Annotated in this window: 20 protein-coding genes; 9 read left to right on the top strand and 11 right to left on the bottom strand. The window is 67.8% G+C overall.

Going from position 1 to position 25510, the window contains the following annotated elements; genetic code table 11:
* Positions 1-427 precede the first annotated feature (427 nt).
* Positions 428-2776 (top strand): hypothetical protein, encoded by a 2349-nt coding sequence (locus VGC13_RS06465; RefSeq protein WP_331124404.1) that lies wholly within the window; start codon positions 428-430, stop codon positions 2774-2776.
* Positions 2777-2828: 52 nt separating this feature from the next.
* Here the strand turns inward: VGC13_RS06465 and VGC13_RS06460 are convergent, their stop codons facing one another.
* The gene (locus VGC13_RS06460) at positions 2829-3842 is read right to left on the bottom strand and encodes a hypothetical protein (protein ID WP_331124403.1); all 1014 of its coding nucleotides are present in this window, start codon (positions 3840-3842) and stop codon (positions 2829-2831) included.
* A 378-nt stretch (positions 3843-4220) separates the two neighbouring features.
* On the opposite strand from VGC13_RS06460, the gene VGC13_RS06455 reads away from it, so the two are divergent.
* From VGC13_RS06455 to VGC13_RS06445, 3 genes are all read left to right on the top strand, one after another.
* Positions 4221-5402 (top strand): hypothetical protein, encoded by a 1182-nt coding sequence (locus VGC13_RS06455; protein WP_331124402.1) that lies wholly within the window; start codon positions 4221-4223, stop codon positions 5400-5402.
* A 234-nt stretch (positions 5403-5636) separates the two neighbouring features.
* Positions 5637-5966, top strand: a complete 330-nt coding sequence (locus VGC13_RS06450) for a hypothetical protein (protein WP_331124401.1) — start codon at positions 5637-5639, stop codon at positions 5964-5966.
* An 81-nt stretch (positions 5967-6047) separates the two neighbouring features.
* On the top strand, positions 6048-6380 hold the full coding sequence (locus VGC13_RS06445; RefSeq protein ID WP_331124400.1) for a hypothetical protein: 333 nt from the start codon (positions 6048-6050) through the stop codon (positions 6378-6380).
* Here VGC13_RS06445 and VGC13_RS06440 read toward each other — a convergent pair.
* Positions 6374-7393, bottom strand: coding sequence for an AraC family transcriptional regulator (locus tag VGC13_RS06440; protein WP_331124424.1), 1020 nt, complete (start codon positions 7391-7393; stop codon positions 6374-6376). The two genes, VGC13_RS06445 and VGC13_RS06440, sit on opposite strands and share 7 nt — an antisense overlap.
* Between VGC13_RS06440 and VGC13_RS06435 the strand changes: the two genes are divergently transcribed.
* Positions 7310-7612, top strand: a complete 303-nt coding sequence (locus VGC13_RS06435) for a DoxX family protein (RefSeq protein WP_331124399.1) — start codon at positions 7310-7312, stop codon at positions 7610-7612. The two genes, VGC13_RS06440 and VGC13_RS06435, sit on opposite strands and share 84 nt — an antisense overlap.
* Positions 7613-7703: 91 nt before the next feature.
* A complete protein-coding gene (locus VGC13_RS06430) occupies positions 7704-7955 on the top strand; it encodes a hypothetical protein (RefSeq protein WP_331124398.1) in 252 nt (83 codons plus the stop codon).
* Positions 7956-8132: 177 nt separating this feature from the next.
* Here the strand turns inward: VGC13_RS06430 and VGC13_RS06425 are convergent, their stop codons facing one another.
* From VGC13_RS06425 to VGC13_RS06415, 3 genes are all read right to left on the bottom strand, one after another.
* The gene (locus tag VGC13_RS06425) at positions 8133-8651 is read right to left on the bottom strand and encodes a hypothetical protein (protein WP_331124397.1); all 519 of its coding nucleotides are present in this window, start codon (positions 8649-8651) and stop codon (positions 8133-8135) included.
* 231 nt (positions 8652-8882) lie between these two features.
* On the bottom strand, positions 8883-9230 hold the full coding sequence (locus VGC13_RS06420; protein WP_331124396.1) for a DUF5615 family PIN-like protein: 348 nt from the start codon (positions 9228-9230) through the stop codon (positions 8883-8885).
* Positions 9227-9451, bottom strand: coding sequence for a DUF433 domain-containing protein (locus VGC13_RS06415; RefSeq protein WP_331124395.1), 225 nt, complete (start codon positions 9449-9451; stop codon positions 9227-9229). The genes VGC13_RS06420 and VGC13_RS06415 overlap by 4 nt, the downstream gene beginning before the upstream one ends.
* 1078 nt (positions 9452-10529) lie before the next feature.
* On the opposite strand from VGC13_RS06415, the gene VGC13_RS06410 reads away from it, so the two are divergent.
* The 3 genes from VGC13_RS06410 to VGC13_RS06400 all read left to right on the top strand — a co-directional run bounded on the left by VGC13_RS06410 (position 10530) and on the right by VGC13_RS06400 (position 13771).
* Positions 10530-11231 carry a hypothetical protein gene (locus tag VGC13_RS06410; protein WP_331124394.1) on the top strand — a complete coding sequence of 234 codons (702 nt, stop codon included), beginning with the start codon at positions 10530-10532 and terminating at the stop codon, positions 11229-11231.
* The gene (locus tag VGC13_RS06405) at positions 11228-11743 is read left to right on the top strand and encodes a hypothetical protein (RefSeq protein WP_331124393.1); all 516 of its coding nucleotides are present in this window, start codon (positions 11228-11230) and stop codon (positions 11741-11743) included. The genes VGC13_RS06410 and VGC13_RS06405 overlap by 4 nt, the downstream gene beginning before the upstream one ends.
* 540 nt (positions 11744-12283) lie before the next feature.
* On the top strand, positions 12284-13771 hold the full coding sequence (locus VGC13_RS06400; protein ID WP_331124392.1) for a hypothetical protein: 1488 nt from the start codon (positions 12284-12286) through the stop codon (positions 13769-13771).
* An 859-nt stretch (positions 13772-14630) separates the two neighbouring features.
* On the opposite strand, the gene VGC13_RS06395 is transcribed toward VGC13_RS06400, so the two are convergent.
* From VGC13_RS06395 to VGC13_RS06370, 6 genes are all read right to left on the bottom strand, one after another.
* Positions 14631-14849: a KTSC domain-containing protein gene (locus tag VGC13_RS06395; protein ID WP_331124423.1), complete on the bottom strand. Its 219-nt coding sequence runs from the start codon at positions 14847-14849 to the stop codon at positions 14631-14633.
* Between the two features lie 74 nt (positions 14850-14923).
* Positions 14924-17467 carry a vitamin B12-dependent ribonucleotide reductase gene (locus VGC13_RS06390; protein ID WP_331124391.1) on the bottom strand — a complete coding sequence of 848 codons (2544 nt, stop codon included), beginning with the start codon at positions 17465-17467 and terminating at the stop codon, positions 14924-14926.
* Between the two features lie 1087 nt (positions 17468-18554).
* Positions 18555-18830 carry a hypothetical protein gene (locus VGC13_RS06385; RefSeq protein WP_331124390.1) on the bottom strand — a complete coding sequence of 92 codons (276 nt, stop codon included), beginning with the start codon at positions 18828-18830 and terminating at the stop codon, positions 18555-18557.
* Positions 18827-19132, bottom strand: a complete 306-nt coding sequence (locus VGC13_RS06380) for a hypothetical protein (protein ID WP_331124389.1) — start codon at positions 19130-19132, stop codon at positions 18827-18829. The genes VGC13_RS06385 and VGC13_RS06380 overlap by 4 nt, the downstream gene beginning before the upstream one ends.
* 697 nt (positions 19133-19829) lie before the next feature.
* Complete coding sequence (locus tag VGC13_RS06375; RefSeq protein WP_331124388.1) at positions 19830-22808, bottom strand: hypothetical protein; 2979 nt, start codon at positions 22806-22808, stop codon at positions 19830-19832.
* Positions 22809-23524: 716 nt separating this feature from the next.
* Positions 23525-25501 carry an N-acetylmuramoyl-L-alanine amidase gene (locus tag VGC13_RS06370; protein WP_331124387.1) on the bottom strand — a complete coding sequence of 659 codons (1977 nt, stop codon included), beginning with the start codon at positions 25499-25501 and terminating at the stop codon, positions 23525-23527.
* Positions 25502-25510: the final 9 nt, after the last annotated feature.

Raw genomic sequence — 25510 nt, 5'->3', positions numbered from 1 at the left:
GCCCGGCCGGGCGCGAGGCTCCGGCGGGACGTCCGCATCCGCGTTCAGGCGCGGCGGACGCCGGGGGGCGCGTGTTTCGTGACGTGGCGGTGAAAGGTACGCAGACCAGCGCCGCTTCCGCCAGCGGTACGGACGCCGCGCGGCCCTCCATCGCCGCCCCGTGAACGGCCCGGCCCACCTCCGCCGCACGCGGCCGGACGTCCGTGGCCGTCCCACGGCTTCCCCCGCGCAGCCGCGACGGCTGGCCTCGGAAAACCCCGGTTCGGCGGGGTGGGCGCTTGCGCGGGACCTGAACCACCTATTGCCGCCAGAGCGCGCCGCAACGTAATGTGCTGCACTGTTCCACGCCCCCTGGGGTGCCCGCCCCGCCGCGAAGTCTTGCCGGATCCGCATCGGTCTTTGCTCTGACGCCCCCTGGAGGAGTGCCGTGGCAGAACGAACACCCCTGGAGCAGCTGGCCCGCGTCCTTGCCAAGAACTACTTCGACACCTCCCAGACCCTGTTCACCACCACCCCTGGCGGAGCGCTCGCCGACGAGGCCGCGAACACCCTGCGCGCGACGGGGCGCCAGGTGTTCACCGACGACGACGCGGAGGAGCTGGCCGTCAAGCGTCCCGAGCGCATCGTGCTGGTGGTGGGCGCCGGCGCCAGCTTTGGCGCGTTTGGCGACGCGTACCCCGGAACGGCGGCGGCCGTCCAGCGCATCTCGGGCGCGGTGGGGCTCGTTCCCCCCGCCGCCGCCGCGGAAGAGGAAGGTCCCGGCGATGCGGAGGGCGCGAGCCCGGCCGGCCAGTTCGAAACCGCGCTCGCCGCGCTGGTGGACGAGTTCGGGGACACGCGCATCCGGGCGGAGCTGGTCCGCATGTACGGCGAGCGGCACCACCCGCACCTGGGGTTCGAGATCATCGCCCACCTCTTCAAGCACCGCTTCATCGACGTCATCATCAACTTCAACTTCGACGAGCTGCTGGACGAAGCCATCGAGGGCGAGATGGGCACGGCCGAGTACCACCACGTGCTGTTCGAGGGGCAGTGCCAGGGGCTGGCGCCGCTGCTGGTGGACCGGCGGCTGAAGATTCCCCTGTACATCAAGCCCAACGGCACGGTGAGCCACCCCAGCAGCATGCGCTTTACCCGCGAGCCCCACGCGCAGCTGCCGGAGCCCATGCACAACCTGCTGGCCCAGATCATCGGCGGCCACTGGGAGAACGAGCCCCGGGCGCAGGCCCGTCCCAACTACCAGCCGTACGGGGTAAACCTGATCACCATCGGGTTCTCGATGGAAAGCGTGCCCCTGCTGAAGATCCTGCAGGAGGTGAGCAGGGAGCGGAAGCACAGCGGCATCACCCTGTTTCACCTGAACCAGGGCCGCGGGCTGGACGCGCTGCGGGCGGCGGCCGAGACGCGGGGGTGGAGCCGGGTCACCGAAGAGTTCATCGACGTGGACAGGCGAAGCGACGCCGACGAGGGCAAGGACGCGGAAAAGGAACGGGAGGCCGGCAAGGGAGGGCTCGCCGAAACCCTTCGCGCCCTGTGGAACGCGGTGGGCGGACGCTTTCACAAGCCGTTCCGGCCCCGCGGCATTGCCCGGCACGAGATCGTCCACAACCTGTTCTTTGCGGGCGGGCCCGACGGCACGGCGGGAACGCGGGTGCCCGGCGCCGGGCCGGACGGAAACCGCAACCTGTACTACTTCCAGGCGCGGCTGTACGCCGAGGTGGCCATGGCCCTTGCCCGCGGCAACGGGCAGATCGACCTGGGCACCATGGCCGAAAGCCGGGTGGGCGTCACCTTCGAGCTCATGCGCAGCTGCAAGGACGGCCGCAACATCTCCATCCACCAGATCCTGCAGCCGTTCTCGCGCGGGGGAAACGTGGAGTTCTCGGGGCGCGACAACAGCGTGTATCGATTCCAGTACGAGCAGGCGCGCGACGCCGCCCGGCTGAACGACAACCTGGCGCGTGAGCTGTGGGAATGCCTGCTGGATGCGCTGCGCAAGATTCCCGACCCGGACTTCGAGTACCACCTGGACGACATGCGGCGGGGGCCGCGGGCAAGAAAGATGGTGGACCGCTTCCGGCGGCTGGCGTCGTCCGACGCGCAGGACATCAGTCCCGCTTTCAGCCACCGCCACCTGCTGCTCTCGCGCGAACCCCAGGCCAAGGACGTGATCCACACCAGCCTGGGGCTTACGCTGCGGTTCGTGGAGATGCTGAACCAGTCCTGGGACCTGATGCTGGCCATGTCGGAGAACGGCAAGGTGATGTCCAAGTACCAGCGCCACGTGGACAACCACAGCATCGGGTACGACCAGGCCGACAAGCGGTTCTGCCTGATCCTGGCCAAGAACGACCATCCCGAGGTGGCCGAGGCGCGCCTGCAGCGGTACTACCCGCAGATGCTGGGGCTGACCAATCCGCCCGTCTTCTACATCCCCGCCTGGGCCCACAACCAGCACATGGTGCTGCTGCTAAAGCGCACCGGCCGCGAGTACACGCCGGTTTCGGCCGTGCGCTACGAGACGCCGCGGCTGGGAAACCGGGTGAACCCGGTGTTCATCCGCTCGCGCGCGGACCTGGACGCCGCGCTGGAGTGCTTCAAGCGCTACCTGCACATGAGCGTGTGCGGCGTGCTGAACGGAAGCGGGAACACCGAGGCGGACGACGCGCTGCTGCGCCGCGAGGTGGACGAGCTGTGGGATACGCTGGTGAAGGGCGGCGGCGAGCGCCCGCCCGCACCCCCCGAGCCGGGATCCACGCCCACGCTGTTCGGCTGATTGCGGACGCGGGACGGACGGGGCCTTCGAGCGGGGGGCTCCGGACGGCGGCTCAGCCGGTGGCGGCTCCCTCGGCGGACGCCTGGGCGGGCGGGGGGATCAGGGCCTGGATGCGCATGCGGACCTCGGCGACCACGTCGTCCATGGCGCGGTCGGCGTACTGATGCAGCAGGTTGAACGCGTCGTCGCGAAGGCCCGCGGCACTCACCAGCTCGGTGGCGACCCGCGGCCGCTCCTCGGGGCGAATGCCCTTCAGAAGCGCCAGCGCGTGCGCAAGGTTCTTGGCGCCCAGCTTGCTCTTGCGGTTTGGCGCGTCCGCGTGGGCCGCGTAGAAGTTGCCTGCCGCGAGCAGGGATGCCGCGACGGCGAACCCCGGCGCCGACGTGTGGTACAGCGATGCGATGGCGACGTAGGTATTCCCCGCGGCTCGCCGCATCAGCGCTTCGTTCCCGGCCAGCCGCGCTTCCATGCCGGCGGCATCGCGCCGGTGTGCCTCCAGCGTCTCTCCCAGCGCCCGCTTCTGCGCTTCCACCGTCTGCGCCAGCACCCGCTTCTGTGTTTCACGCGCCTTGCCCAGCGAGGCCCGCACCTTCAGGCCGGTGCGGCGCACCTCCTCCATCAGCCGGGCCTCGAGTGCGGCGCTTTCGCGCTTCTGCGCGTCGATCAGGTCCCGCACCTCCTGCGTGGCCCGGTGCACTCGCCACCACAGGCTGCCGAAGGTGAACACGCCGACGGCGCCCAGGGCAAGCGTCACGATGAGCGTAAAGCGGTTGGCCTGCTCCTCCAGCGCGGTGCTGACGAAGTTTTCGGGGTAGCGGTGCTCCCGCAGCTCCTGCCGTACCGAATCCATCTGCGCGGCAAGGCGCGCGTTCTCGGCGCGCAGCGAGTCCAGCGCCGCGGCGGTGGGCCCGGGCCGCGGCTGGATCGGCGCGGGCGCCTGGGCGGGGGCACCCGCGGACGCGGCGAGAACCGCGAAGCCCGCGGCGCCCCATGCGCGGCGAAGCGTCCGGCCCGCACCGGCGCCGCGGCCCGCCGTGATGCCCACCTGCCCCGCGAAAAGCGTCATCGCTGCACCCTGTCCAGAGGTTTACGCGCTCCGGTGACGTGGCCGCTGGTGTCGTCGGATGGACGCGGGTCCCCGGGACCGCATCCGCGGAGGCAACGAGAAAGGCCGGCCGCTCTCCTGCCAGGAAGAATCGACCAGCCTTTGCACGCGAGCAGCCCCGGAGCCCCGCGCTCCAACGGTAGCCGTTCCGCTCGCCGCCGGTCAAGAGGACCGCGGCTTGGGGCCGCGTGCCAGCCAGGCTTCCGGCGCGCCGGCCGCTCCGCGCCCCGCCGTCCGGAACCGCGGTGCAAAGGCGTTCTACCCGTTCCGCCGCGCCGGGCGCCCGGTGGCCCTCCCGGGCCCGCCAGCCCGGACGCTTCACTTCAGCCGCGTCGACCGATGTTCTTCAGAACCCCCTCCGCATCCCGCATCGCCGCCGTGGCCGCGCTCGCCCTGGGCGCCTGCGAGCGCGACCCCACCGGCTCGCGGGGAGACCCGATCGCCTCCGTGGCGGTGGCGAACGACGCCCCGGTGGTCTGTGCCCTCACCACCGAAGGGGCCGCGTACTGCTGGGGCGGCAACAACTTCCACGGCAACCTGGGCACCGGGTCCATCGACACCGGAGAGACCTACCACACCACGCCCGAGCGGGTGGCGGGCGGCGTGCGCTTCACCACCATCAGCGCCGGGCCCACGTACACCTGCGCCACCACCGCCGGCGCGAAGCTCTACTGCTGGGGCGAGTATCCCGGCCCGGTGGGTTTCGGCAAGGTGCCGGCGCCCCGGGAGATCGCCGGGGTGCGCTTCGCCGAGGTCACGGCCATGGGGTGGGGCTTTGGCCCGTGCGGCCTCTCGCCCGAGGGGCAGGCGGCGTGCGCGGCGTTCGACGCGAGCGGGTTCGCGCCGGTGGCGCCCGGGCAGGCGTTCTCGGCGTTCACCCGCTCGCTGTCGTTCGTGGACGCCGGCGGCAACAGCAGCCGCACCTACCTTCACCAGTGCGGGCTGCGCGAGGGGATGGTGCTGTGCTGGGGCGAAAACTGGTACGGCGAACTGGGGAACGGCGCCCGGACGCCCGTGGGCTCGCTGGAGCCGGTCGCCTCGCCCGCCCCCGTCGCCGGATCCACGCGGTTCACCAGCGTGGGGACGGGGATGAACCACGCCTGCGCGCTGGCCACGGACGCCACCGCCTGGTGCTGGGGCCGGGGGCTGTACGGCATGCTGGGCACCGGCGGCACCGCCGACAGCCCGGCCCCCGCGCAGGTGGCGGGCGGGCTGCGCCTGGCCCGCCTGAGCGTGGGCAAGTTCCACGCGTGCGGCGTGGCCATCGACGGCGCCGCGTACTGCTGGGGGCTGAACACCCACGGCGCACTGGGTGCCGGCACGGCGGTGGAGTTCTCGGCCACGCCGGTGCAGGTGGCCGGCGGCCTGCGCTGGAAGCAGGTCAGCGCCGGCGAGTACACGTCGTGCGGGGTGACGGACGACGACGGCGTGTACTGCTGGGGCCGGAACGAAAGCGGCCAGCTGGGCAACGGCTCCCGGACCGCCAGCCCCGTCCCCGTGCGGGTCGCCTTCCCGCTCTGACGGCGCTGGACACGGAACGAGGCTCCCGCGCTCGTCGAGCGCGGGAGCCTCTTTGCGTCCCCTCCGGGCTGCATCCGCCGCGTTGCCGGTCCCCGCGAGCGCGGCCGTTGGGCCGCACCCGACAATTTTTCGCGAAATCCTGTTGGCGCCAGAAGAAAAGCCTAGGATTGCATGTGGTTGCGCCGTATCGTGGCGGGGCGATTCTCACCTTCCATCCGTCACGGAGATAAACACATGATGTTCCCGGTGATCATCGATCAGGCCGGACCCCTTCCCATCAAGACCTCCGTCAAGTGGCCCAGCACCGGCACCATAGTCGTGGCCGTGTCGGGCTCTGCGTACGCGCAAAAGCCGGGCACCCTGCTGACGGTCAAGCTGACCATTCAGGACACCACGGAAACGGTCCAGGTCTACGCGAACCAGGCCTCGACCCACATGGCGCTGCCGACGGGGTTCTTCACCAGGACCGGTGCGTACGGCCAGTGCGACGTCACGCTCTCCGCCGGTGACGGCAACACGTTCACGGACCAGAACGACCACTTCCAGGTCGCCCTGATCTACTGATCGCCCGATCCGATACCGAAGCCGGCCCCCGCATCCTGGCGGCGCGGTTTTCCATCCCCGATTTCCACGGAGACACCACGCATGGCCTTCCCGGTGATCATCGACCAGGCCGGACCCCTGCCCATCAGCACGACCGTTCAATGGCCCAGCAGCAACACGGTGGTCATTGCCGTGTCGGGGTCTGCGTACGCCAAAACGCCCGGCACCATGCTGAACGTCAAGGTAAACATGGCGGGCACCTGGATCGGCACCATTCAGATGTTCGCGAACCAGGCCACCACGCACCTGGCGTTCCCGACGGGGTTTACCGCGGTGAAAGGTGGCTACGGCCAGTTCACCCTCACCCTTTCCGCTGCCGACGGCAACACGCTGACGGACGCGAACGACCACTTCACGGTCGCCTTGCTCTACTGAGCCGTCGCAGGGTCCGCCGGCACCCGTCCGGCGGCCTCGTTCGTTTTCATCCACGCGCCGCCGCGAAGCACGCCAGATCTGAAAAGAATCGTCGTACAGAGGAACAGGGTCAGACAGAGAAAGCGAGCTGAGTTATCGGCTTGGTTCCTCTGTCTGATATATGACTCTGTTCCTCTGTACCCATAAAGGTGTTGTTTTTCCCCGGATTCGGGATCATCCGCGTGCCTCTCCGCCGGCGGGGGCGCGGCGCCAGGCGCCGGGGCCATGCCCTGCACGCGCGCGAACGCCTTGCTGAACGCGGCCGGGTTGGCGTATCCCACCTGCTGCGCCACGCCCGCCACGCTCATCCCCTCGCGCAGCAGCCGCCCGGCACGCGTCATCCGCCACTCCGCCAGGTACTGCATGGGCGGCTCGCCCACCAGCTCGGTAAAGCGCGCGGCGAACGCGGAGCGCGACATGGCCACCGACGACGCCAGCCGCTCCAGCGTCCACGGCTCGGCAAAGCGCCCGTGCATCAGCCGCAGCGTCGCTCCGATCGCCGGGTCCGCCACCGCGCGCATCCCGCACGACGACGCTCCGCCCGCGGTGATCCAGTAGCGGATGGCGTGGACGAACAGCAGGTCCGCCAGCCGCCCCAGCACGATGGGGCTTCCCGGCCCCGGCTGCGCGCTCTCGCCCAGGATCAGCCCCACCACGCCCGCCAGCTGCGGGTGCCGGCCGTGCGCCGCGGCGGGTACGTGGATGGCGGGCGGCAGCGTGTCCAGCAGCACGTTGCGCCGCGCGCCGCCCATCGTAAAGTGGCCGGCGATGAGGTCCGTCTCTTCGCCGCCGCCGCCAAAGCGGGCCGAGTGGCCACCGGGCACCCGCGGGCACCCCTCGTAGTCGAACGCGTGCGGCGGGGCCTGCGCCGCGCCCGCGCTCGCCAGCACGTGCGCCGATACGCGCGGCAGGAGCACGGCGTCCCCCGCAGCCAGGTCGATGGGCCCGCGGTGCGCGGCGTGCGCGTCCGGCAGCTCCAGCCGCGCCGTGCCCCGGCTGACGACGTAGACGACGCGCCGATGCTGGGCGCGGGGCTGCTGGTGGTGCGGCTGGTGCTGGGCCCGCTAATGGCCGCGCACGGCGCGCAAAAGCTGTTCGGCTGGTTTGGCGGCCCGGGGCTGCGGGAGACGGCGGCGGGGATGGAGCACCTGGGGTTCCGCCCCGGGCTCCCGTTCGCGCTGGCGGCGGGGTGAACGGAACTCGCCGCCGGGGTGCTGGTGATGCTGGGGCTACTGGGCCCCGCCGGGCCGGCGCTGATGGTGTCGGTGATGCTGGTGGCGCGCCGTGAGCGCGCACCTCAAGAACGGGCTGTGGGCGCAGAAGGGCGGATACGAGCTGGCGCTGCTGTACGCGGCGGGCGCGTTCGCCCTGGCGCTCACCGGCCCCGGCGCCTACTCGGCGGATGCGGCGCTGGGCCTGACGCGCCTGTGGACGCCCGGCGCCGCGTGGCTGGCCCTGGGCGTGGGCATCGCGGGCGGCGCCGCGAACCTCCTCGCCCGCCGCCCCGCCCCCGCCGCCGAAGCGACGCCGGCGTAACGACCCACAGGTGGGTGGATGGACCGGGGGGCCGGCCTGATCCGTCAGGCCGGCCCCCGCTCGTCCGGTCCGTGCTCAGCGGAGCCGCGGGGTCAGTGCGCCGGCCGCAGCGGATCGCGCGCGGCGACGACAGCTTTTCTGACAACGCACGGCGGCGCAGCGCAGGTCAGTTCCTCATTACGCGACCACGTACCAGCCCGTTCGCAGTTCCAGATCGCTGAGTTCCGGGCCAAAATACACGGTTACGTCGCGCACACCACATCGTCCACCGATCTCGTACAGCGCACGCATCTCCAGCGTGTTCAGGTGGCCGGATGCCATGTTCAGCGGGTGGATCAGCAGGTTGGGCTTCATCCAGCGCAGGAACGGCAACTGGCCCCTGCGCACCCTCTCGATGAACAGCTCGAACGTGTACCGAAAGCCGATTTCCGCCAGGTAGGCATCGCTCATGATCAGCCCGCGCGAATGGCTGAACCCGTTTTCCACGTCTACTTCCTGGCTGGCGAAGCGGTGCGCCTCCGGCCCGATCGCCTTCACCACCCGGGTCTCCCGCACCAGCGCGACGTGTGGCGTTGACCGATACGTCTCCTCGGAGCCCGCGACGGAGAGGATGAACTCGTCGGGGCTGAAGCGGAAGTAGACCAGCGGCCGCTCGAACCGCTGTGCTCGCCGACGGAGGATGGGGACGCCACTCATCGCGGGCTCCAGCGCGCGCCAGGGTGCGTCAGGCTACCCTGAGCCGGATGAAGATCCTTCCCTTTGCTCTGCACCCGTCTCATCCTCGGAGCTGACGTGTCAGCTGGCGAAGTTCCTCAACCCGCCGCTCCAGTTCGTCCGCGTGCCTCTCCGCCAGGTCCGCCACCACCGCCTCCCACCCCCTCGGCGCCGAGCGCGCGTTCGGCCCGCTCATCCGCGCACGGCGGAGGGTCACCGCGCGTCGAGCCGATGAAGCGGGAGGAAAGTGGCTGTTGGATCGTCGTAGAACCGGCGGATCAGGATGTACTGGTGCCGGAGCAGGTCTGCGGTTTCCGAGACGGTGCTATTGCCGATGCGGAGCCAGAGGACCTTGGGTGGGGCGCCATAGAACACGCTTCGATCGTAGAAGTCTGTGTCCTTGGACGTGAGGAGAAATCCGTGCTCCGCTGCATGAGCCCAGATGGCCGGGTCTTCACCGCCAAGCAACCCGATGTCCCGCACGTGGGCGGACCCGGGATAGATGTCAGCCAGGGCAGCGACAAGCCGGAACGACAGATTCTCGTCGAAGAGCAGCTTCACGAGACCGAGAAGAGGCGGTGCTCGCGCTGTGCCGCGAACGCCAGCACGGCGCGGATATCCTCTGCATTCAGATCGGGAAAATCCGCGAGGATTTCGTCCGGCGTCATCCCACCCGCAAGATACTCCAGCACGTCCGACACCGTTATGCGAGTGCCACGGACAACCGGTTTCCCGCTTCGCACAGCGGGGTTGATGACGATCCGCTCGAGAATATCAGGCATATCCACTCCCCTCCAAGGTTCGCTTCCAAGATAACTCAGTTATGATTTGGATGCACCGGTGCGTACACAGCCCCACGGGATCAGCTAGCCTCGTAGCAAGTTGGCAAGGCGGCGAAGCTCCTGCACTTGCCCCTCCAGTTCGTCCGCGTGCCTCTCCGCCAGGTCCGCCACCACCGCCTCCCACCCTTTCGGCGCCGACCGCGCGTTCGGCCCACTCATTCGCGCACGGCGAATCGTGTGCGGATCCTTCCCGAGCCGCTCGGCCATGTCGGCCGCGGTCACAGGCTGCGTCCCCCAAAGGATGTCTGTCGCTGCCTTGAAATCCATTGCCAATCCGGTACTAGGGTATTGACTTTCAGCCAAACCGGTACTAGGTTATTTCCACGCAGGGAAAAAAGCAAGGCTGGCCGCTCTCCCGCTAAGAAGTACGGCCAGCCTCACATCGCGAACCACCCGAAAGCCGCCCGCACCACAACGGTAGCCCTGCCGGGCGGCACGGGTCAAGAGGATGGAGGCAACGATGACCAAAAAGCGCCAGCCCGAGGCTTTCGGCGCTGCTCCACAGCCCAGCTACAAGATCAGGCGCCGCGGCAAGTTCTGGGAGGTCTTGGACGCGGCGGGAGAGTTGGTTTGCGTGACAGTGTACAAGCGTGGAGCATGGAAGTAGTCAGACGACTGACTCACTAACAGTACTACTCACCGTTATTGATACCGGGCCCTATGAATGGCCTGCCATTCATAGGACCTGACCTTCAACAAGATCCTCTCACGAACGCGTCGAAGTTTGCGTTTCTGTGTCGTTTCAGATAGAGTAGAGTGGAGCAAGGGGTTATCTCAACCAATCACGTCTCATTCAATGACTTCCACAGCAAGGAACTGGGCCCCCGACGAGTGGGAGCGTTGGATTAACCGCCTTCTCAAGCTGAAATATTCCTTTAATTACCAGCCAGTCCCGGCAGGTAATCGCGGTGATTTTGGAATGGAGGGATTTTCGACGAGAGACGGATGTATATTCCAGTGCTATGCTCCGGAAGAGCCCCTCACGACTGAACGTCGGTATGCGAAGCACCGGAAGAAAATGACGACGGACACGGAAAAGTTGATATCGAACAAGCAGCAATTGCAGACGCTGTTCGCTAATCTGCCCGTCAAACAATGGGTTCTAGTCGTACCTTTTTACGATGACAAGCAAATTCTAGTTCACGCGGCTAATCGCACCAACTATATCAAGCAAAAACAACTTCCGTACGTCGCGTCCGATTTTCACGTCACCATAGCGGACGAGTCGTTTTTTGAGCACGAGCTTGCGGCGCTATCTCAGATTGGCTCGATCCCTGAACCGGCGCCATCACAGCCAGTCGCGGTATCAGATATTGAGGAGTGGTTTGATTCAAATCCGGAGCCACTTGCAAATCTTGATCGGAAGCTTCAGGCATTGGGGCGAGATCCGTCGACATTGAAAAAGTTTCGTCTCGTTCTGCTTGAGCGTTATGCCAAGGGTCAGAATGTACTTCGTGGATATCACGAGAATTATCCTGATCTTGGTGACGAAATCGTCAGGTTAAAGCAAGAGCGGGCAAATTCTTTGGTATTGGAAACCATTCTAGATGACCGGCCTTCAAATTCGGTGCTCTTGGACGTATTCCAAAAGCACACCATAGATCTGCAAAGCCACCTACACGGATTGCCCAGGACAACTGCGCAATCGCTAAGCTGGGAAGCGGTTGTCGAATGGCTCTCCAACTGCCCGCTTGAATTTGTGACGCAGGAGAGTACATGAATGAGGAGAAACCGGTTGCTGCGTTCGACGGTTCTATTACTGATGACGAACTGCTCGCCGCTTTTGACGTTCCGTTCCGGTTCTCTGAGCGTCCAGCACCGGTCCTTCCGCGGCATCGGATCGCGTGGGGTTTATCGCTTGTGATCCTAATCCTAGTGTTGTGTTCACGTGGGCGTAGAGCATCACTACAAAAACTGCATGTACTAAACTGGGCTGTGCGCAACGAGGAGAACCGGAAGACATTTCGCAAGTTTCTGGCGGGTTCAACCGATCCTGGAGCTATCTTGATCCGCTATGAACCAAGCCTCAACCGTGCCATAGATTTCGCAGCCGGTGAGCATTTGGTCGCGATTCTGGACTCAGGATCAATTCAACTCACGGAGCAGGGGAGTTCTTTTGCGGCCGAGTTACTGGCACAGAAAGAAGTGCTGATAGCTGAAATCGCGTTCTTTAAGGAATTGCGCCTGCAAGTCACGGAGCAGATGGTCACGAACCTTACACGTTTCATCTGAAATATGAGTCTTCGCCTACGTCACTTAGCCCTCCGCATCGCGACTCCCAGCGGAGCCTTCGGTGTGGACATCCCATTCACGGACGGGCTATTCATCCTATGGGCCGACAACTCGCGCGGGAAGTCAACCTGTATGCAGGCTATTTTGTACGCGCTTGGAATTGAGGGCATGTTGGGCCCTAGCCAGGAGATTCCCCTGCCACACGCGGTGAAGGATTACTTGGAATACGCAGGCAGTGCGATTCCGGTACTGGAGTCCGAGGTTTTCTTGGAGATTGAGAATGGAAAATCGGACGTTTGGACGATAAGGCGCCAAATCAAGGGGAGTGACGACAGACGTTTGATAAGCGTTTGGAATAGTAGATTCACACAGTTGAACACTACTCGAGCACAGCATTACTATGTCAGACTGCCAGGAGGAGCCACGAGAGATAAGGGGTTCCATTACCAATTAGCGAGGTTTATGGATTGGAATCTTCCGGACGTTGCAACATATGGTGATACGTCCGTGCCATTATACGTGGAAACTGTGTTTCCACTAATGTTCATTGAGCAGAAGCATGGATGGCAAAGCATCAGGGGGCGCTTCCCAACGCAATTTCGCATTCGTGATGTTGGTAAGCGAGCAATCGAATTTTTGCTCGGCATGGATGCGTTTGAGATTGCAACGCGCAAAGCTGAGCTTGCAATAAAAACAACCGAGTTACGGGGTAGTTGGCGAGTAGCAGTAACTGAAGTCAGAAGACTTGCTAAGACTGCAAACGCGTACGTGGACGGGCTACCGGATGAGCCACTCTCGTCCTGGCCACCCGCTGCTCCAGTACGTGCGCTAATCCCACTTTCAGAAGATCGCTGGGTTACGCTTCCCGAAGCGATCGAACTTGAACGGGCGAAGCTGGTCGAGCTTCAATCTGCCGATATTCCGACCGTCGGCGATGTTGCTGCGCAAGCTCGTGAGCAACTACGGAGTCTCGAGGATAGGCTAGCCGCGGCGGAGCTTGGTACCCGCCAAGCATTAGACGCTGTAAATGACGGTCGCTCCCAGATCAGAAACGCAGAAATTCGCCTTGCTGCACTCGAAGAAGATCTTGGTCGCAACCAAGATGTACGAAAGATTTCACGAATGACGGCGTATCAGGAGTTAGAAGTAAACACCGGTTCATGTCCAACTTGTCACCAGCGAGTGGTCGATGCGCTGCTTGCGCAGGTTGCAGAGGCTAGGCCGATGTCTCTCGATGCGAATATCTCTTTTCTACAGAGTCAGCGACAGGTATTTAGGGCTGTTCTCCGCAATGAAGTCGAAACACAGTCCGTCCGAGAACAGCAACTTGTTGCCAAGTCTCGCATAGCAGATCAGCTTCGCGATGAGATCAGGGCGTTGAAATCCACTCTGGTCACAGACAACCGAGCACCGTCGTACGCGGCAGTTGCCGAACGAGTGCGCCTCGAAAACAGCATCAAGCAGTTGGCCGAGAGTGAGCGTGCATTGGATGAGGCGATTGGGGAGTTCATGTCGCTCGCTTCGGAATGGCGGGAGCTTGAAACGGAGCGAGCAAAGCTTCCCAAAGGAGATTTATCCGAAGCGGACATCCGTAAGCTACAGAAGTTCCAAAGCCTGTTCGTTGATCAGATTGGACAGTTTGGCGTTGAAAGCGTCCAGCCGCAGGAGATCACGATCTCCCCGGATAGTTATGCTCCTGTTTATGAAGGGTTCGATCTGCAATTCGATGTGTCTGCAAGTGATAGCATTCGCCTAATCTGGGCTTACACATTGGGGCTCCTTGAGGTTGCTCGCACCGAAGCTACTAACCATCTCGGTTTAGTATTGTTTGACGAACCACGCCAGCAAAGCACCAAGGGAGCGAGCCTGAGGACCTTCTTCCGCCGTTCTAGCATTGCTGCTAACGCAGGCCAGCAGGTAATAATAGCGACAAGTGAAGATCGTGAGTTGTTGGGTGAATTCCTCGCGGACATTGACCACACGCTCATCGCTTTTCCTGATCGCGTCATCGGCCCTCTCGTGCGATGAGGCTTTAGGGTTGAGTCACCAATTGCGAGAGCCCCGCGGTACAAATTGGAGGCTCTACTCAGGTGCCTACTTGCCCGTTCCGCTCTCTCCCCCTAGTGAGTCCCGCAGAGTGCGTTGTCTTCTGCAGAAAGGTCCTCAGCTCACCAGAGCCGCGGACCTCATTCACCGCCCGATGATCATCACCCTCGGAGTAGCCACGGGCGTGGCACTTCTTGCGGACCTCGGCTAACTTCAACGGGCTGCTCTAATCAGGCCGGTGCCCACGAAGGCTTCGGCCTCCATCGCGTAGTCCCATCAGTTGCGGCTCCACATCACCAAGACCGGGTAGCTGCACCCGCTGCGGCACCGAAAACGCCGCGGCTCCGGAGAACTGCGGGCCTCGTTCACCATCCGCCCATCACCCGCACTCAGAATACCGCAGGCGTAGCACTTCTTACAGCCTTCGGCGACTCCAGGTGGCTCCTCAGGTTAGGAAGGTGCCCGTGAAGCTCTCGGCCCCGGCCGCGCAGTTGGTAAGGCGCAGGGTGTCAGCGCATGCCGCGGGCTGTGTCCGGGGTGGCGGTCGTGTCGGCCGGCGTCTCGCCGGGAGCCCGGCCGCGCGGGCCGCACACCCGCTGCGGCTTGCCGTCCACCAGCACCAGCCCGCAGCGCAAGCCCGAGGCCTGGACCTGGACGCCCACGCCACTGGGGGCGCCGGACGCCGTCGTGCCCGAAACACTGCAGCCTGCAGCCAGCAGAAGAAGACCCATCAGGGGAGCGCGACGCATGGAACCTCACGGAGAAAAGGGGTTCGCGGGCGCTCCGGCGGGGAGCGCCACCACGCTACAACGCCGCTGGGCCGCACTCTGGGACAGCTACCCTACCGCACCCTCGTGCAGACGTAGGCTTCCTTCACGAAGTCATTGAAGTAGCCGCCCTTGGAGCCGGCGCCCAGGAAGCCCATATAGACGGGGCGCCCCACGCCATGGTACCGGTACTCGCGCCCGTTCAGGAACTGCACCCCCAGCACCCGGCCCGCGTCGTCGTACGCGATCGCCGCGATGTTCGAAGAGCTCACCGCCACGTAGTCCATCTGCACCTCCAACACGCAAAGTCCCGCGAAAAGGCCCGCGGCTCAAGCAGAGCCGCGGGCCTCCTCACTCCATCAGCCGATCAGCCGCACTCGGAATACCCGCAGGCGTGGCACTTCTTGCAGCCTTCGGCAAACTCCAGCTGGCTGCTGCAGTCGGGGCAGGTGCCCATGAAGGTCTCGGCCTCGGCCGCGTAGTTGTTGAAGGGCAGCTGCGGCTGCACGTCCAGGCTCTCGGGGAGCGCCACCACCTCCGTGGCCCCGCCCACCGCCTCGGGAATCAGCTCCTGCTGGATCCCCGCCTTTTCGCGCTCGCGCAGCCCCAGCGCCTGGGCAATGGCATCGGGCACCGAGAGCACCTTGTTGTCGCCGAACCCGATCGCCCGGTCCGACGAAATGCCGCGCAGCTGCGAGTACACGTCGTTCACCGGGATGCCAAAGCGCAGCGCCAGCGAGATCAGCCGGCCGATGGCCTCCACGTCGGCCATGGCCACGGAGCCCGCCTTGCCCAGCGTGGCGAACACCTCGAAGGGCTTGTGCTCCAGGTCCTCGTTGATGGTCACGAACACGTCGCCCAGCGGGCTGCTCATCTTGCGGGTGGTGCCGCTGAGCACGTTGGGGCGCTTGCGCTTCTGCCGGCGCGCGTGGGCCACGGCCGCCTCGCTCTGGCTCAGCTCGCCGCGCAGGCGCGCCATCTCGCGCTCCAGCTTGGCGATGCGCTCGCGGGCCTCACCCAGCTCCGCCACCGCCTCGGTGGCCCTGGCCGCGTCGTCCGCCTGCTGCGCCGGGGTCTTGGTGGCGCCGGTGCTGAGCACCTGGCCGTCGCGAGAGCCGTCGCGGTACACCGTGACGCCCTTGCACCCCAGGTTGAACGCCATCTCGTAGATCTTCCGAACGTCCTCGACGGTCGCCTCGTTGGGGAAGTTGGTCGTCTTGCTGATGGCGCTGTCGCAGTGCTCCTGGAACGCCGCCTGCGCCCGCACGTGCCACTCGGGGGTGATGTCGTGCGCCGTGCTGAACGCGCGCTGCACCGACTCGGGCACCTCGGCGAAGTGGATGTGCCCCTCGCGGGCAATGCGCTCCATCAGCTCGTCGCTGTACCAGCCGCCCGCCTTCGCCACCTTCACGAAGTCCTCGTTCACGTCCGGCATCAGCGAGCCGGCCTGGTTGCGCATGAAGGCCACCGCGAACAGCGGCTCGATCCCCGACGAGCAGCCGGCGAAGATCGAAATGGTTCCCGTGGGCGCCACCGTGGTCACGTTGCAGTTGCGCAGCCGGCGCATGGGGCGAATGCGCTCGCCGTTGGGCGCGCGGGCGGCCGTGGCGTCCGGGCCCCAGATGCTGCGCTCCCACTCGGGAAACACGCCGCGGGTTTCGGCCAGCTTTTCCGACGCCGCCTTGCTCTCGCTGTCCATGAACTCCATGACGCGCCGGCCCACCTCGACGCCTTCCTCGCTGTTGTAGGCGATGCCCAGGCGCACAAGCAGGTCGGCGTGGCCCATCACGCCCAGGCCAATGCGGCGGATGTTGTTGGCCAGGCTGGTGATCTCGTCCAGCGGGTACTTGTTCGCGTCGATCACGTTGTCCAGGAAGTGCGTCGACAGGTGCACGACGCGCCGGTACTCCTTCCAGTCGATGCGCTCGCTCCAGTGCTCCGTGGCCGGCACGTCCTCACGGAAGAAGGCGCCCACGTTCACGCTGCCCAGGTTGCACACGTCGTACGGCAGCAGCGGCTGCTCGCCGCAGGGGTTGGTGGCCTCGTAGCTGCCCAGGTGCGGCACCGGGTTGTAGAAGTTGGCGCGGTCGATGAAGAACACCCCCGGCTCGCCCGTGCGCCACGCGTTCTGGACGATCTTGTCGAAGATCTGCCGCGCGTCCTTCTTCCCCGCGAACTCCCTGGTGCGCGGGTTGATCAGGTCGTACGCCTCGCCCCGGTGCACCGCGTTCATGAACGCGTCGGTGATGGCGACCGAGATGTTGAAGTTGGTGATCTGGGTGATGTCCTGCTTGCAGTCGATGAACTCTTCGATGTTGGGATGGTCCACGCGCAGGATGCCCATGTTGGCGCCGCGGCGCGTGCCGCCCTGCTTCACCACCTCGGTGGACGCATCGTACAGCTTCATGAAGCTCACCGGCCCGCTGGCCACGCCCGTGGTGCTGCGGACGATGTCGCCCTCGGGGCGAATGCGGCTGAACGAGAAGCCCGTGCCGCCGCCCGACTGGTGCACCACCGCCATCGACCGCAGCGTGTCGTACACGCCGCTCTGCCCGTTGCTCAGCGCATCGTCCACCGGCAGCACGAAGCAGGCGCTCAGCTGGCCCAGCGGCCGCCCGGCGTTCATCAGCGTGGGCGAGTTGGGCTCGAACAGCCGGCGCGTCATCAGCAGGTAGAACTCCCGGGCCAGCGCGTGCACCTCGGCCTCGCCGGCGCCGTACTTGGCGTCGGCGCGGGCGATGGTGAGCGCCACGCGCCAGAACATCTCCTCCGGCTCCTCCACGGGCTTGCCGTTCTCGTCCTTGCGCAGGTAGCGCTTGGCCAGGACGATGCGGGCGTTGTCGCTGAGCTCGGCGCGGGGCAGGTTCACGCCGGGGGTGATGGCCGTGGTGGCGGCGGAGGAAGGGTTCATCCTGGGGACTCCTGTGCGCGTGCGGTTGACGGCGGTTCTGGACGACGAAAGCGGATGTACTGCAACATCTTTCCGGATCAGGCCCCCGGCCGGGGGAGCCGCAGACCCGTGCACCACATCTAGCGGAAGCTCAAGGTAGTACCACTACATCTTGTGGGTCAAGGTTCTTCGCACGCTGGCAACATGCGTACCGTTGATACCCCACATCATCTGTTTCGAGCGATTGTTCAGGCGGGGCGGGGGTGTTGTCCCGCAGGGAGTTGCGGCGGGCGCGGCAAACGTGGACGGGCGTTCTGTCCGCCCCGGCGGCGGGACCGCCAGGATGGCACAAGGGGGGGTGGATGAGGGGCTTCGACAGGCATTGAACTGCGTCGGCGGGGCGCCCCCTCCGCTCGCTCAGGCTCGCACCTCCCCCAAAACTGCTGGGGGAGGTTGGCGAAGCGCGGGTGCGGTGCCGCTCCGGCACGCTTCTACCGCCGCCCCCTCCGCTCGCTCAGGCTCGCACCTCCCCCAAAACTGCTGGGGGAGGTTGGGGCGAAGGGCGGGTGCGGTGCCGCTCCGGCACGCTTCTACCGCCGCCCCCTCCGCTCGCTTAGGCTCGCACCTCCCCCAAAACTGCTGGGGGAGGTTGGTGGGGCTGGCCGCGGGGTTCGTCGAAAGGGTTGGGCGTGAGCGGGCGGGCGCCCCTCCCCCGGCCCCTCCCCCCTCGTTCCTCGGGGAGAGGAGAGAATTCGATCCCGCTCCGGCTGGCCTTCGAAGCGCAGAGGACCCGCGGCCATCAGCCCGCTGTAACCTGTCCCCTGTAACCTGTCCCCTATCCTGACCGGGCGCCAAAGATAACGGCGTGCCGATGCCCGGTCACGGGGTTGACACGCCCCCGCGCCGAAGCGGCCAGGGTGTCCGACAGGGCCATCCGGATGCGGCAAAGGACTGGATTTCGCAGCGGCCTGCCCGGAAACGCACCACGCGGAGGACGCGGAGATACGGAGAGAGGACGCGGAGAAATTCTCATCCGCGTCCTCTCTCTTTTCCTCCACGTCCTCCGCGTGAACCCTTCTTCAGGCGCGGCCGAGCAGACGGCGGCCCGTCAGGGATGGTCCGTCTTGCCGCGGTCCTTGTCCTCGCCGGGGCGGTTGCCGTACATCGACTCGTCGTCGATCTCCCGCACCTGCTTGTCGGCCTCCACCAGGTCCTGGCCGTGCGCGTTGGCGGGCAGGGCCGGCACCTCGTTGGGGGCGTCGGTACTTCCCTGCACCTGCGCGCCCCGGTCGTTCTCCGTCACGTGCGGCGGATGCACCTGCGACGACGCCGCGGTGCCGATCTCCTTGCGCGGCCCGGGTCCGGCGTCGCGCTCCACCGTCATGCGCCGACCCCTTCGTCGCGCGGGTCGGTGTTGCCGCGGGCCTCGCGCTCCTTGCCCTCGTCGCTGCCGCCGTCGTCCGCGTCGATGCGGTGCCCCGCCCGCGCGTGCACGCTGGGCGCCGGCTTGCCCGGGTTGTGCGGAATGCCGGCGTTGGCCGCCGACTGCGCCACCTGCTGCTTGTCCTCCAGCACGGTCTCGTCGATGCTGGAGTTCCCGTGCCCGTTCTGCGGCAGGGTCTTGTAGTCCATGGAGCCCGCCTCGCGCGGGTCGATGTTGTGCTGATCAGGTCGCTTGCCGGCCATGATGGCGATCTCCTAGTCTGCGGGTCGCAAGTGCTTGGGCGGACTGACCATTCAGGTTCCGTGCCGGGGTGCCGGCGGGGGGCCGGCTCGACGACGTGCATCGAACTGCGCCGGCCGGGGGCCCCTCCCCCGGCCCCTCCCGCTCGTTCCTCGCGGAGAGGGGAGAATTCGATCGTGCTTCGGCCGGGATCGAACTGCGTCCGCCGGCGCCCCCACCGGGCTCGCATTACTCGCCCACCTCCCCCAAAACTGCTGGGGGAGGTTGGGGTGTCGATGCGATTCCGGCTCGACCACTTGCAGCGGGCTGTGTCCGCGACGGGCCCCTCCCCCGGCCGGCCTTCGCCCCTCACCCTCGTTCCTCGCGGAGAGGGGAGAATTCGATCGTGCTGCGGATGATCCCGGCTGCGTCCGCGGGCGCCCCCACCGGGCTCGCATTACTCGCCCACCTCCCCCAAAACTGCTGGGGGAGGTTGGGGTGCCGATGCGATTGCGGCTCGACGACTTGCAGCGGGCTGCGTCCGCGACGGGCCCCTCCCCCGGCCACTCACCCCTCGTTCCTCGGGGAGAGGGGAGAAATTCGATTGTGCTTCGGGCGGCTTGTCGAGCGCGTCACCCTCCCCCGCGCAGTTTGCGGGGGAGGGCCGGGTGGGGGGCGACGGCGGACGCAGACGGATCTACGCTCCCCCGAATCAATCCCCTAGAACGACCGCCCCAGCCGGATGTACCCCGCCGGGTTGGGGCGGCTGGGGTTGCCGGAGATCTCGATCTCGTTCAGCGGCACGGCGATGCCGCCCACCAGCATCACGTCTCCAAAGAAGAAGACGGTCAGCTCGCCGGCCAGCTCGGCGCCCACGGAAAAGATGGGGCTGGCGTCGCGGCTGGGGGTCAGCACGCGGGGGCAGTCGTCCAGGCACCACGCCGCGCCGCCGTCCGCGAACGCCGACGCCCACACCTTGTCCAGGAACAGCGGCACCAGCCGGTATCCCCGCTCCACCAGCGCGATCGGGTGCCGGTACTCCACGCTGGCGGCCACCGCCCGGTCCCCGCGCTGCGCCGCCTCCGGGTAGCCGCGCACGGGAAAGTCCAGCTCCCCCCCGATCCCCAGCCCCGTGCCCAGCGGCAGCCCCACGCTTCCGCCCGTCAGCCCGCCCAGGCTGAAGCCGGGGCTGCGCGACCCCACGTCCGCGGCGGCCAGCACGCGCGCCGCCAGCACCGGACGCGCAAAGCCCACCCGCCCCAGCGCGTCGTACCGCCGCGACTGGCCGGCCACGCGAACGTAGCCGCGCGGGTCAGCCGCCTCCCCCACCGCGCGGGTGGCGCGGCGGCCCTCCACCGTCAGCGAGTGGATCCACCCCTCCTCCTGGCTGATGGAGAAGTCGAATCCCCGCGCGGTGGAGCGCCCCAGCGTGAGCACCGCCCCCAGGTCCGGCGCGATCTCCGGCTCGCCGATGCCCTCCGCCGCCTCCGGCTCGTCCCACACGTAGCGGATGTCGCGCAGGTTCAGCCCCACGCTCACCCAGCTGTACGAGCGAAAGCGCGGGCGCGGAAAGGTGGCCACCACGCTGGCCGAGCGCTCCCGGTTCAGCAGCGCCGTGGGGATCGGCGTGTCATCGGGTCGGGACAGCTGGCCGGCGCGCGCGGCCACGCCCCAGTCCTGGTAGACGGACGCGCCCAGCACCGGCCGCCCCAGCCCGGCGTAGCTCCACGCCAGGAACGCCTCCGTCCGGCTCGCCTCGTCCCGCACCGTGGCGCGGGCGGCGTACGCGTGCCGGTTCAGCACGTCGCTTCCCGCCACGCCGATGCCGTACGCGTTCCCCACGACCTCGTCCCGCGCGTAGACCGGGCTCCACGTGGTCGGCGGCAGCGTCCGGAGCGGGGAATAGCGGCGCGACGGCCCGCCGACCGTCGCCGTCCAGCGCGCGGGGTCCGGCGCCGGGGCCGCGGCTTCCACGCGCACCGGCGGCGCGGGGCGCCAGGTGGAGGGATCGAAGGGGATGCGCGCGACGTGGTACCCGTCCGAACGGTACCACGAGAACGCGATCCACCGCCCGTCCGGCGACACGTCCGGCTGAAAGGCGCCCGTCAGCAGGCGGGTCACCTGCATCAGCCGATTCTCCGCCAGGTCGTACGCGTACAGGTCGGGGATCCCCGTGCGGTCGGACGAAAAGACGACGTAGCGCCCGTCCGGCGACCACGCGGGCGTCATGTCCAGCGCGCGGTCCTCCGTCAGCGCGCGAAGCACGCGGCCCGTGGTGTCCATCACCACCACGTCGTACGGCCCGCCCGTCCGCTGGCGCGCCACCGCGATGCGGTCCCCCGCGGGCGACCAGCGCGGCGCCGCCCACCACACGCCGGGCGCGGCGGCCACCAGCGTCCGCACCGCGCCCCCGTCCCTGTCGGCCACCACCAGCACGTTCGACTCGCCCCCGCCGCGCACCGCCACCATCCGCCCGTCGCGCCGCACGTCCGGCTCGGACAGCCGCGCCGCGCGCGTCAGCCGCCGCACCCCGCCGTCCAGCGGCATGCGGTACAGGTCCGAGAAGGTTCGGTACGGGTCCACCGCGTCCAGCTGCGACGTGACCAGCCCGCTTCCGTCCGGCAGCCACGCCAGCGGCCCCATGCTCTTTCTGGCCGCCACATTGCGGACCGTCCCATCCGCCTCCATCACCCGCGTCACCGGGTCGTCGCGCCCGGTGGACTGCGCGAACGCCAGCCGCGACCCGTCCGGCGACCAGCGCGGGTACTGCGTAAGGCGCCCCTCGCGCGTCAGCTGCTCCGGCTGCGTGATCCCCGCCGCCCGCAGCGAATCCGCCAGCGTGCCGTACTCCGTGCGCAGCGAGTCGCGCCACTCCCCCCACGCGCGCGAAAACGAGACGCCGTACGCCACGCGGGCCGCGTCGTCCACCAGGTACGGCACCCAGCGCCGCCCCACCACGCGCAGGAACTCGCCCGCGCGCTCCGGCCCATACCGGTTGGACAGGTACTCGGCGAACATCGACCCGTAGACGTACGCCGAATTCCCCGCCGGCCAGGTGGTGGGCCGCCCCGTTACCCGGTCGATGGAAAAGAAGCGGTCTTCCAGGATGGCCGTGCGCAGCACCATGTCGTGAAAGCTGCCGTGCACGCGCCCCACGCCCGTCAGGCGCGACTCCAGGTACGTGGCCAGCCCCTCGGTGGTCCACTGCGGCACGCTGGCCGTGGGAAACAGCACCGGGTTGCGGCCCAGCACCCGCCTCGCGGCGCGGATGAGGGGGCTGGCGTGGTCCAGGTGGTGTACGTGGGCCAGCTCGTGGCTCACCACCAGGTCCAGCCAGTCGTACGAGTACGCCAGCGACGGCTCCTCCACCGGCCCGTGCGCGTACACCACGATGCGGTTGCGGGGAAAGACGTTCGCCAGCCCGTTGGCGTAGTCCAGGTTGTCGGCGATCACCAGGTGCACGCGCCCGCGCGGCGGCTCCACCAGCGCCGTGGACAGGGCCACGCGCGCCTCTTCCGCGCGCGCGGCCGCCCGCCGGGCCAGCGGCTCCAGCCCGTCCTGGTAGTGCACCACGAAGTTGGGCGTATCGAACGTCCACCACCGCGCGTCCGGCGCCACCTGCGCCCCCGCCGGAGCGGAGACGAGGGCGGAGATGAGAACGAGCGACAGCGCGAGATGAACGGCCCGCAGTCGGGTCATGGGGATCGGTGGATTTTGGATGAAAATGGATCTGGTGCACCCAAGCGGATTTCGCGCGATCCCTCGGCCTGCTCCGCTCGCGCAGGAGGCGCGTCGAAGGATAGCGAACTGGCGCCGGCGGGGGGCCCCTCCCCCGGCCCCTCCCCGTTCGTTCCTCACGGAGAGGGGAGAATTCGATCGTGCTGCGGCTGGAATCGATCTGCGTCCGCTGACGCCCCCACCGGGCTCGCATTACTCGCCCACCTCCCCCAAAACTGCTGGGGGAGCTTGTGGTGCCGATGCGATTGCGGCTCGACAACTTGCATCGAACTGCGCCAGCGCTGCCCCCTCTCCCGGCCTCTCCCCCATAAACTACATGGGGGAGAGGAAAATTCGATCCCGCTTCGGACAGCCTGTCGGGCGCGTCACCCTCCCCCGCGCAATTTGCGGGGAGGGCGGGGAGGGGGGCGCCCGCCGACGCGACACACCTCCCGGAACGCTCGACCGGTTGTCTCACGTTATATACCTCTCCCGCAAGCGGGAGAGGGTGCGAGCCTGAGCGAGCGGGTGAGGGCCCCCGCCGGCGCAGCCCGATCCCGTTCGCCGAGCCTCCCGAGCCCTGCCCCACCCAACCTCCCCCAGCAGTTTTGGGGGAGGTGCGAGCCTAAGCGAGCGGAGGGGGCGCCCCGCGGGTCGCGCCGCCCTCTCCCCTACCGCTCAGCCCTACCGCTCAGCCTCTACCGTCCCGCCGCGGTCCGCCCCGCCTCCGCCCGCTCGCGCAGGAACGCCTCAATAGCGCGGAAGTGGGCGCGGGCGATGCGCCCGTGCACGGCGGGGTCGCGCAGGGCGGCTTCCTGCTGCGGCACCATCAGGAACATCGTCTCCGTCAGCACCGAGGGCATCCACGTGGGCCGCACCAGCGCCAGGTCCGCCCGGGCGATCCCCAGGTCGCGCAGCCCCAGCTCCCGCAGCAGCTCGCGCTGCGCATGGCGGGCCAGGCCCAGCGACTGCGGCTGGTTGTAGAACACGCTGGTGCCGTTGTTCTCCCACGGGTTCACGCCGTCGGGGAAAGCGTTGTTGTGCACCGACACCAGCAGGTGCGCGTCCCACTCCGCCGCGCGCACCGGGCGAACCCCCAGGTCCACCGCCGCCGTGTCGGGGCGCGTCTCCAGCACCTCGGCGCCCGCCTCGCGCAGCATGCGCACCAGCTGCTTGCTGATGGCCAGGTTGGCCTCGGCCTCCGTGAGCCCCGTGGGCCCGATGGCGCCGCCCGGCGGATGCCCCGCGTCGATCGCGATCCGCAGCCCCTGCAGGGGCCGCGCGCCGTCCACGCGCGGCGGCCGGCGGACGCGCACCACCAGGCTTCCCCGCTCGTCCCAGAACGCGCGCCATCCCCACACCGCCTCCGCCAGCTCCATCCGCACCACGAACAGGTCGTCGCGCTCCTGCTGCCACTCCACGCGCCGGACCAGCGGGTCCTCGGTGCCGTAGTGCAGCCAGTTGGCGCGCGACTCCGCGCCGTACACGCGCACCTCCATCCAGCGGTCGTCCACCACCCGCACCTCGAAGGGCAGGCGGTCGCTGGTCACCAGCCGCAGGTCCACGTGCGCCGGATCGGGATCCACCCGCACCGTCCCCACCGTTCCCGCGGCGGGCGGCGCGCCCTCGGGCATCAGCCGCACGTCCCCCGCGGCCACCCACACGCTCAGGTCGCTGGTGAGGCGGACGCGGTATGCCCCCTCACGCTCCCCCGTGACCGTGAACCGCGTGCCGTTGGGAAAGAACCAGTGGTACGGCGTTCCCGACCCCGGCACCGCCGTCCCGATCGCCATTCCCCCCGGCCGGCTGGCGGAGGCGACGGCGAGCCGCACGTCCCCCTCGCGCAGCACCGCCACGCTCAGCGGCAGCGGCACGCGCGCGACCTCCGCGCCGTGGAACAGCTCCACCACCGCCTGCGCCGCCGCGTCCTGCCCGGCGACGATCGTGGAAGCGCGCGCCGTGTCGCCGGGTACCCCCAGGGGCGTGGTGATGGGAAAGGTGCCCGCGTACTCCGACACCTCGCGCGCCGCCACCGCCTGGTCCTGCATGAAGCCTTCGGCGCGGTCCATCACCCGCGTCTCCGCCAGGGGATACGTGGCGCCGTCGGGCATGCGGATCTGCGCGCGGCCGCCGGGCGCCCCGCGAAAGCGCACCGTCACCCGCTCCCCCGGGTACCCGGTGATCGCCCCCCGCGGCGCCAGCGTCCCCGCGCTGATCCCGGAGACGGCGGCCCCGGACCGGGCGGGGACGCGGACGGTCACGGTCCGCTCCGCCGTCTGCCCCCCCGCCGCCGCGCGCAGCCGGTAGACCCCGTCCGCCGGCACCGGCACAAAGCCCAGAAAGGCGCCGTTCGCGGCCACCTCCACCGGTGCGCCGTTGATGGTGAGCGTGGCCCCGCCCGTCCCCACGCTGCCGAAGATGAAGTTGCTGTCCGCCGTCGCCAGTGCCGCGTTCTCACCGGGGTACGCCACCGAGATGCGCAGCGGCCCCGAGCGCGCCGGCACCGGCGGCAGGTCGTTGCGGATGGGCGGATCGACACCGGGACTGGTCATGGGAACGGACACCGAGGCATCTACGGGCTGCGGGGCCGGGTCGGGCCCGGCGCGGCGTCCGCCGGTGCAGGCGGAAAGCAGCGCCAGCACCAGCAGCCCCGCCGGACGTGTGCGGATCATCATCCCCCTCAT

Origin of the sequence: Longimicrobium sp. (genome assembly GCF_036399255.1) — a bacterium.
GTDB lineage: Bacteria > Gemmatimonadota > Gemmatimonadetes > Longimicrobiales > Longimicrobiaceae > Longimicrobium.
Note: the sequence above shows the minus strand (reverse complement) of the source record. Positions and strands in the feature narration are given on the sequence as shown.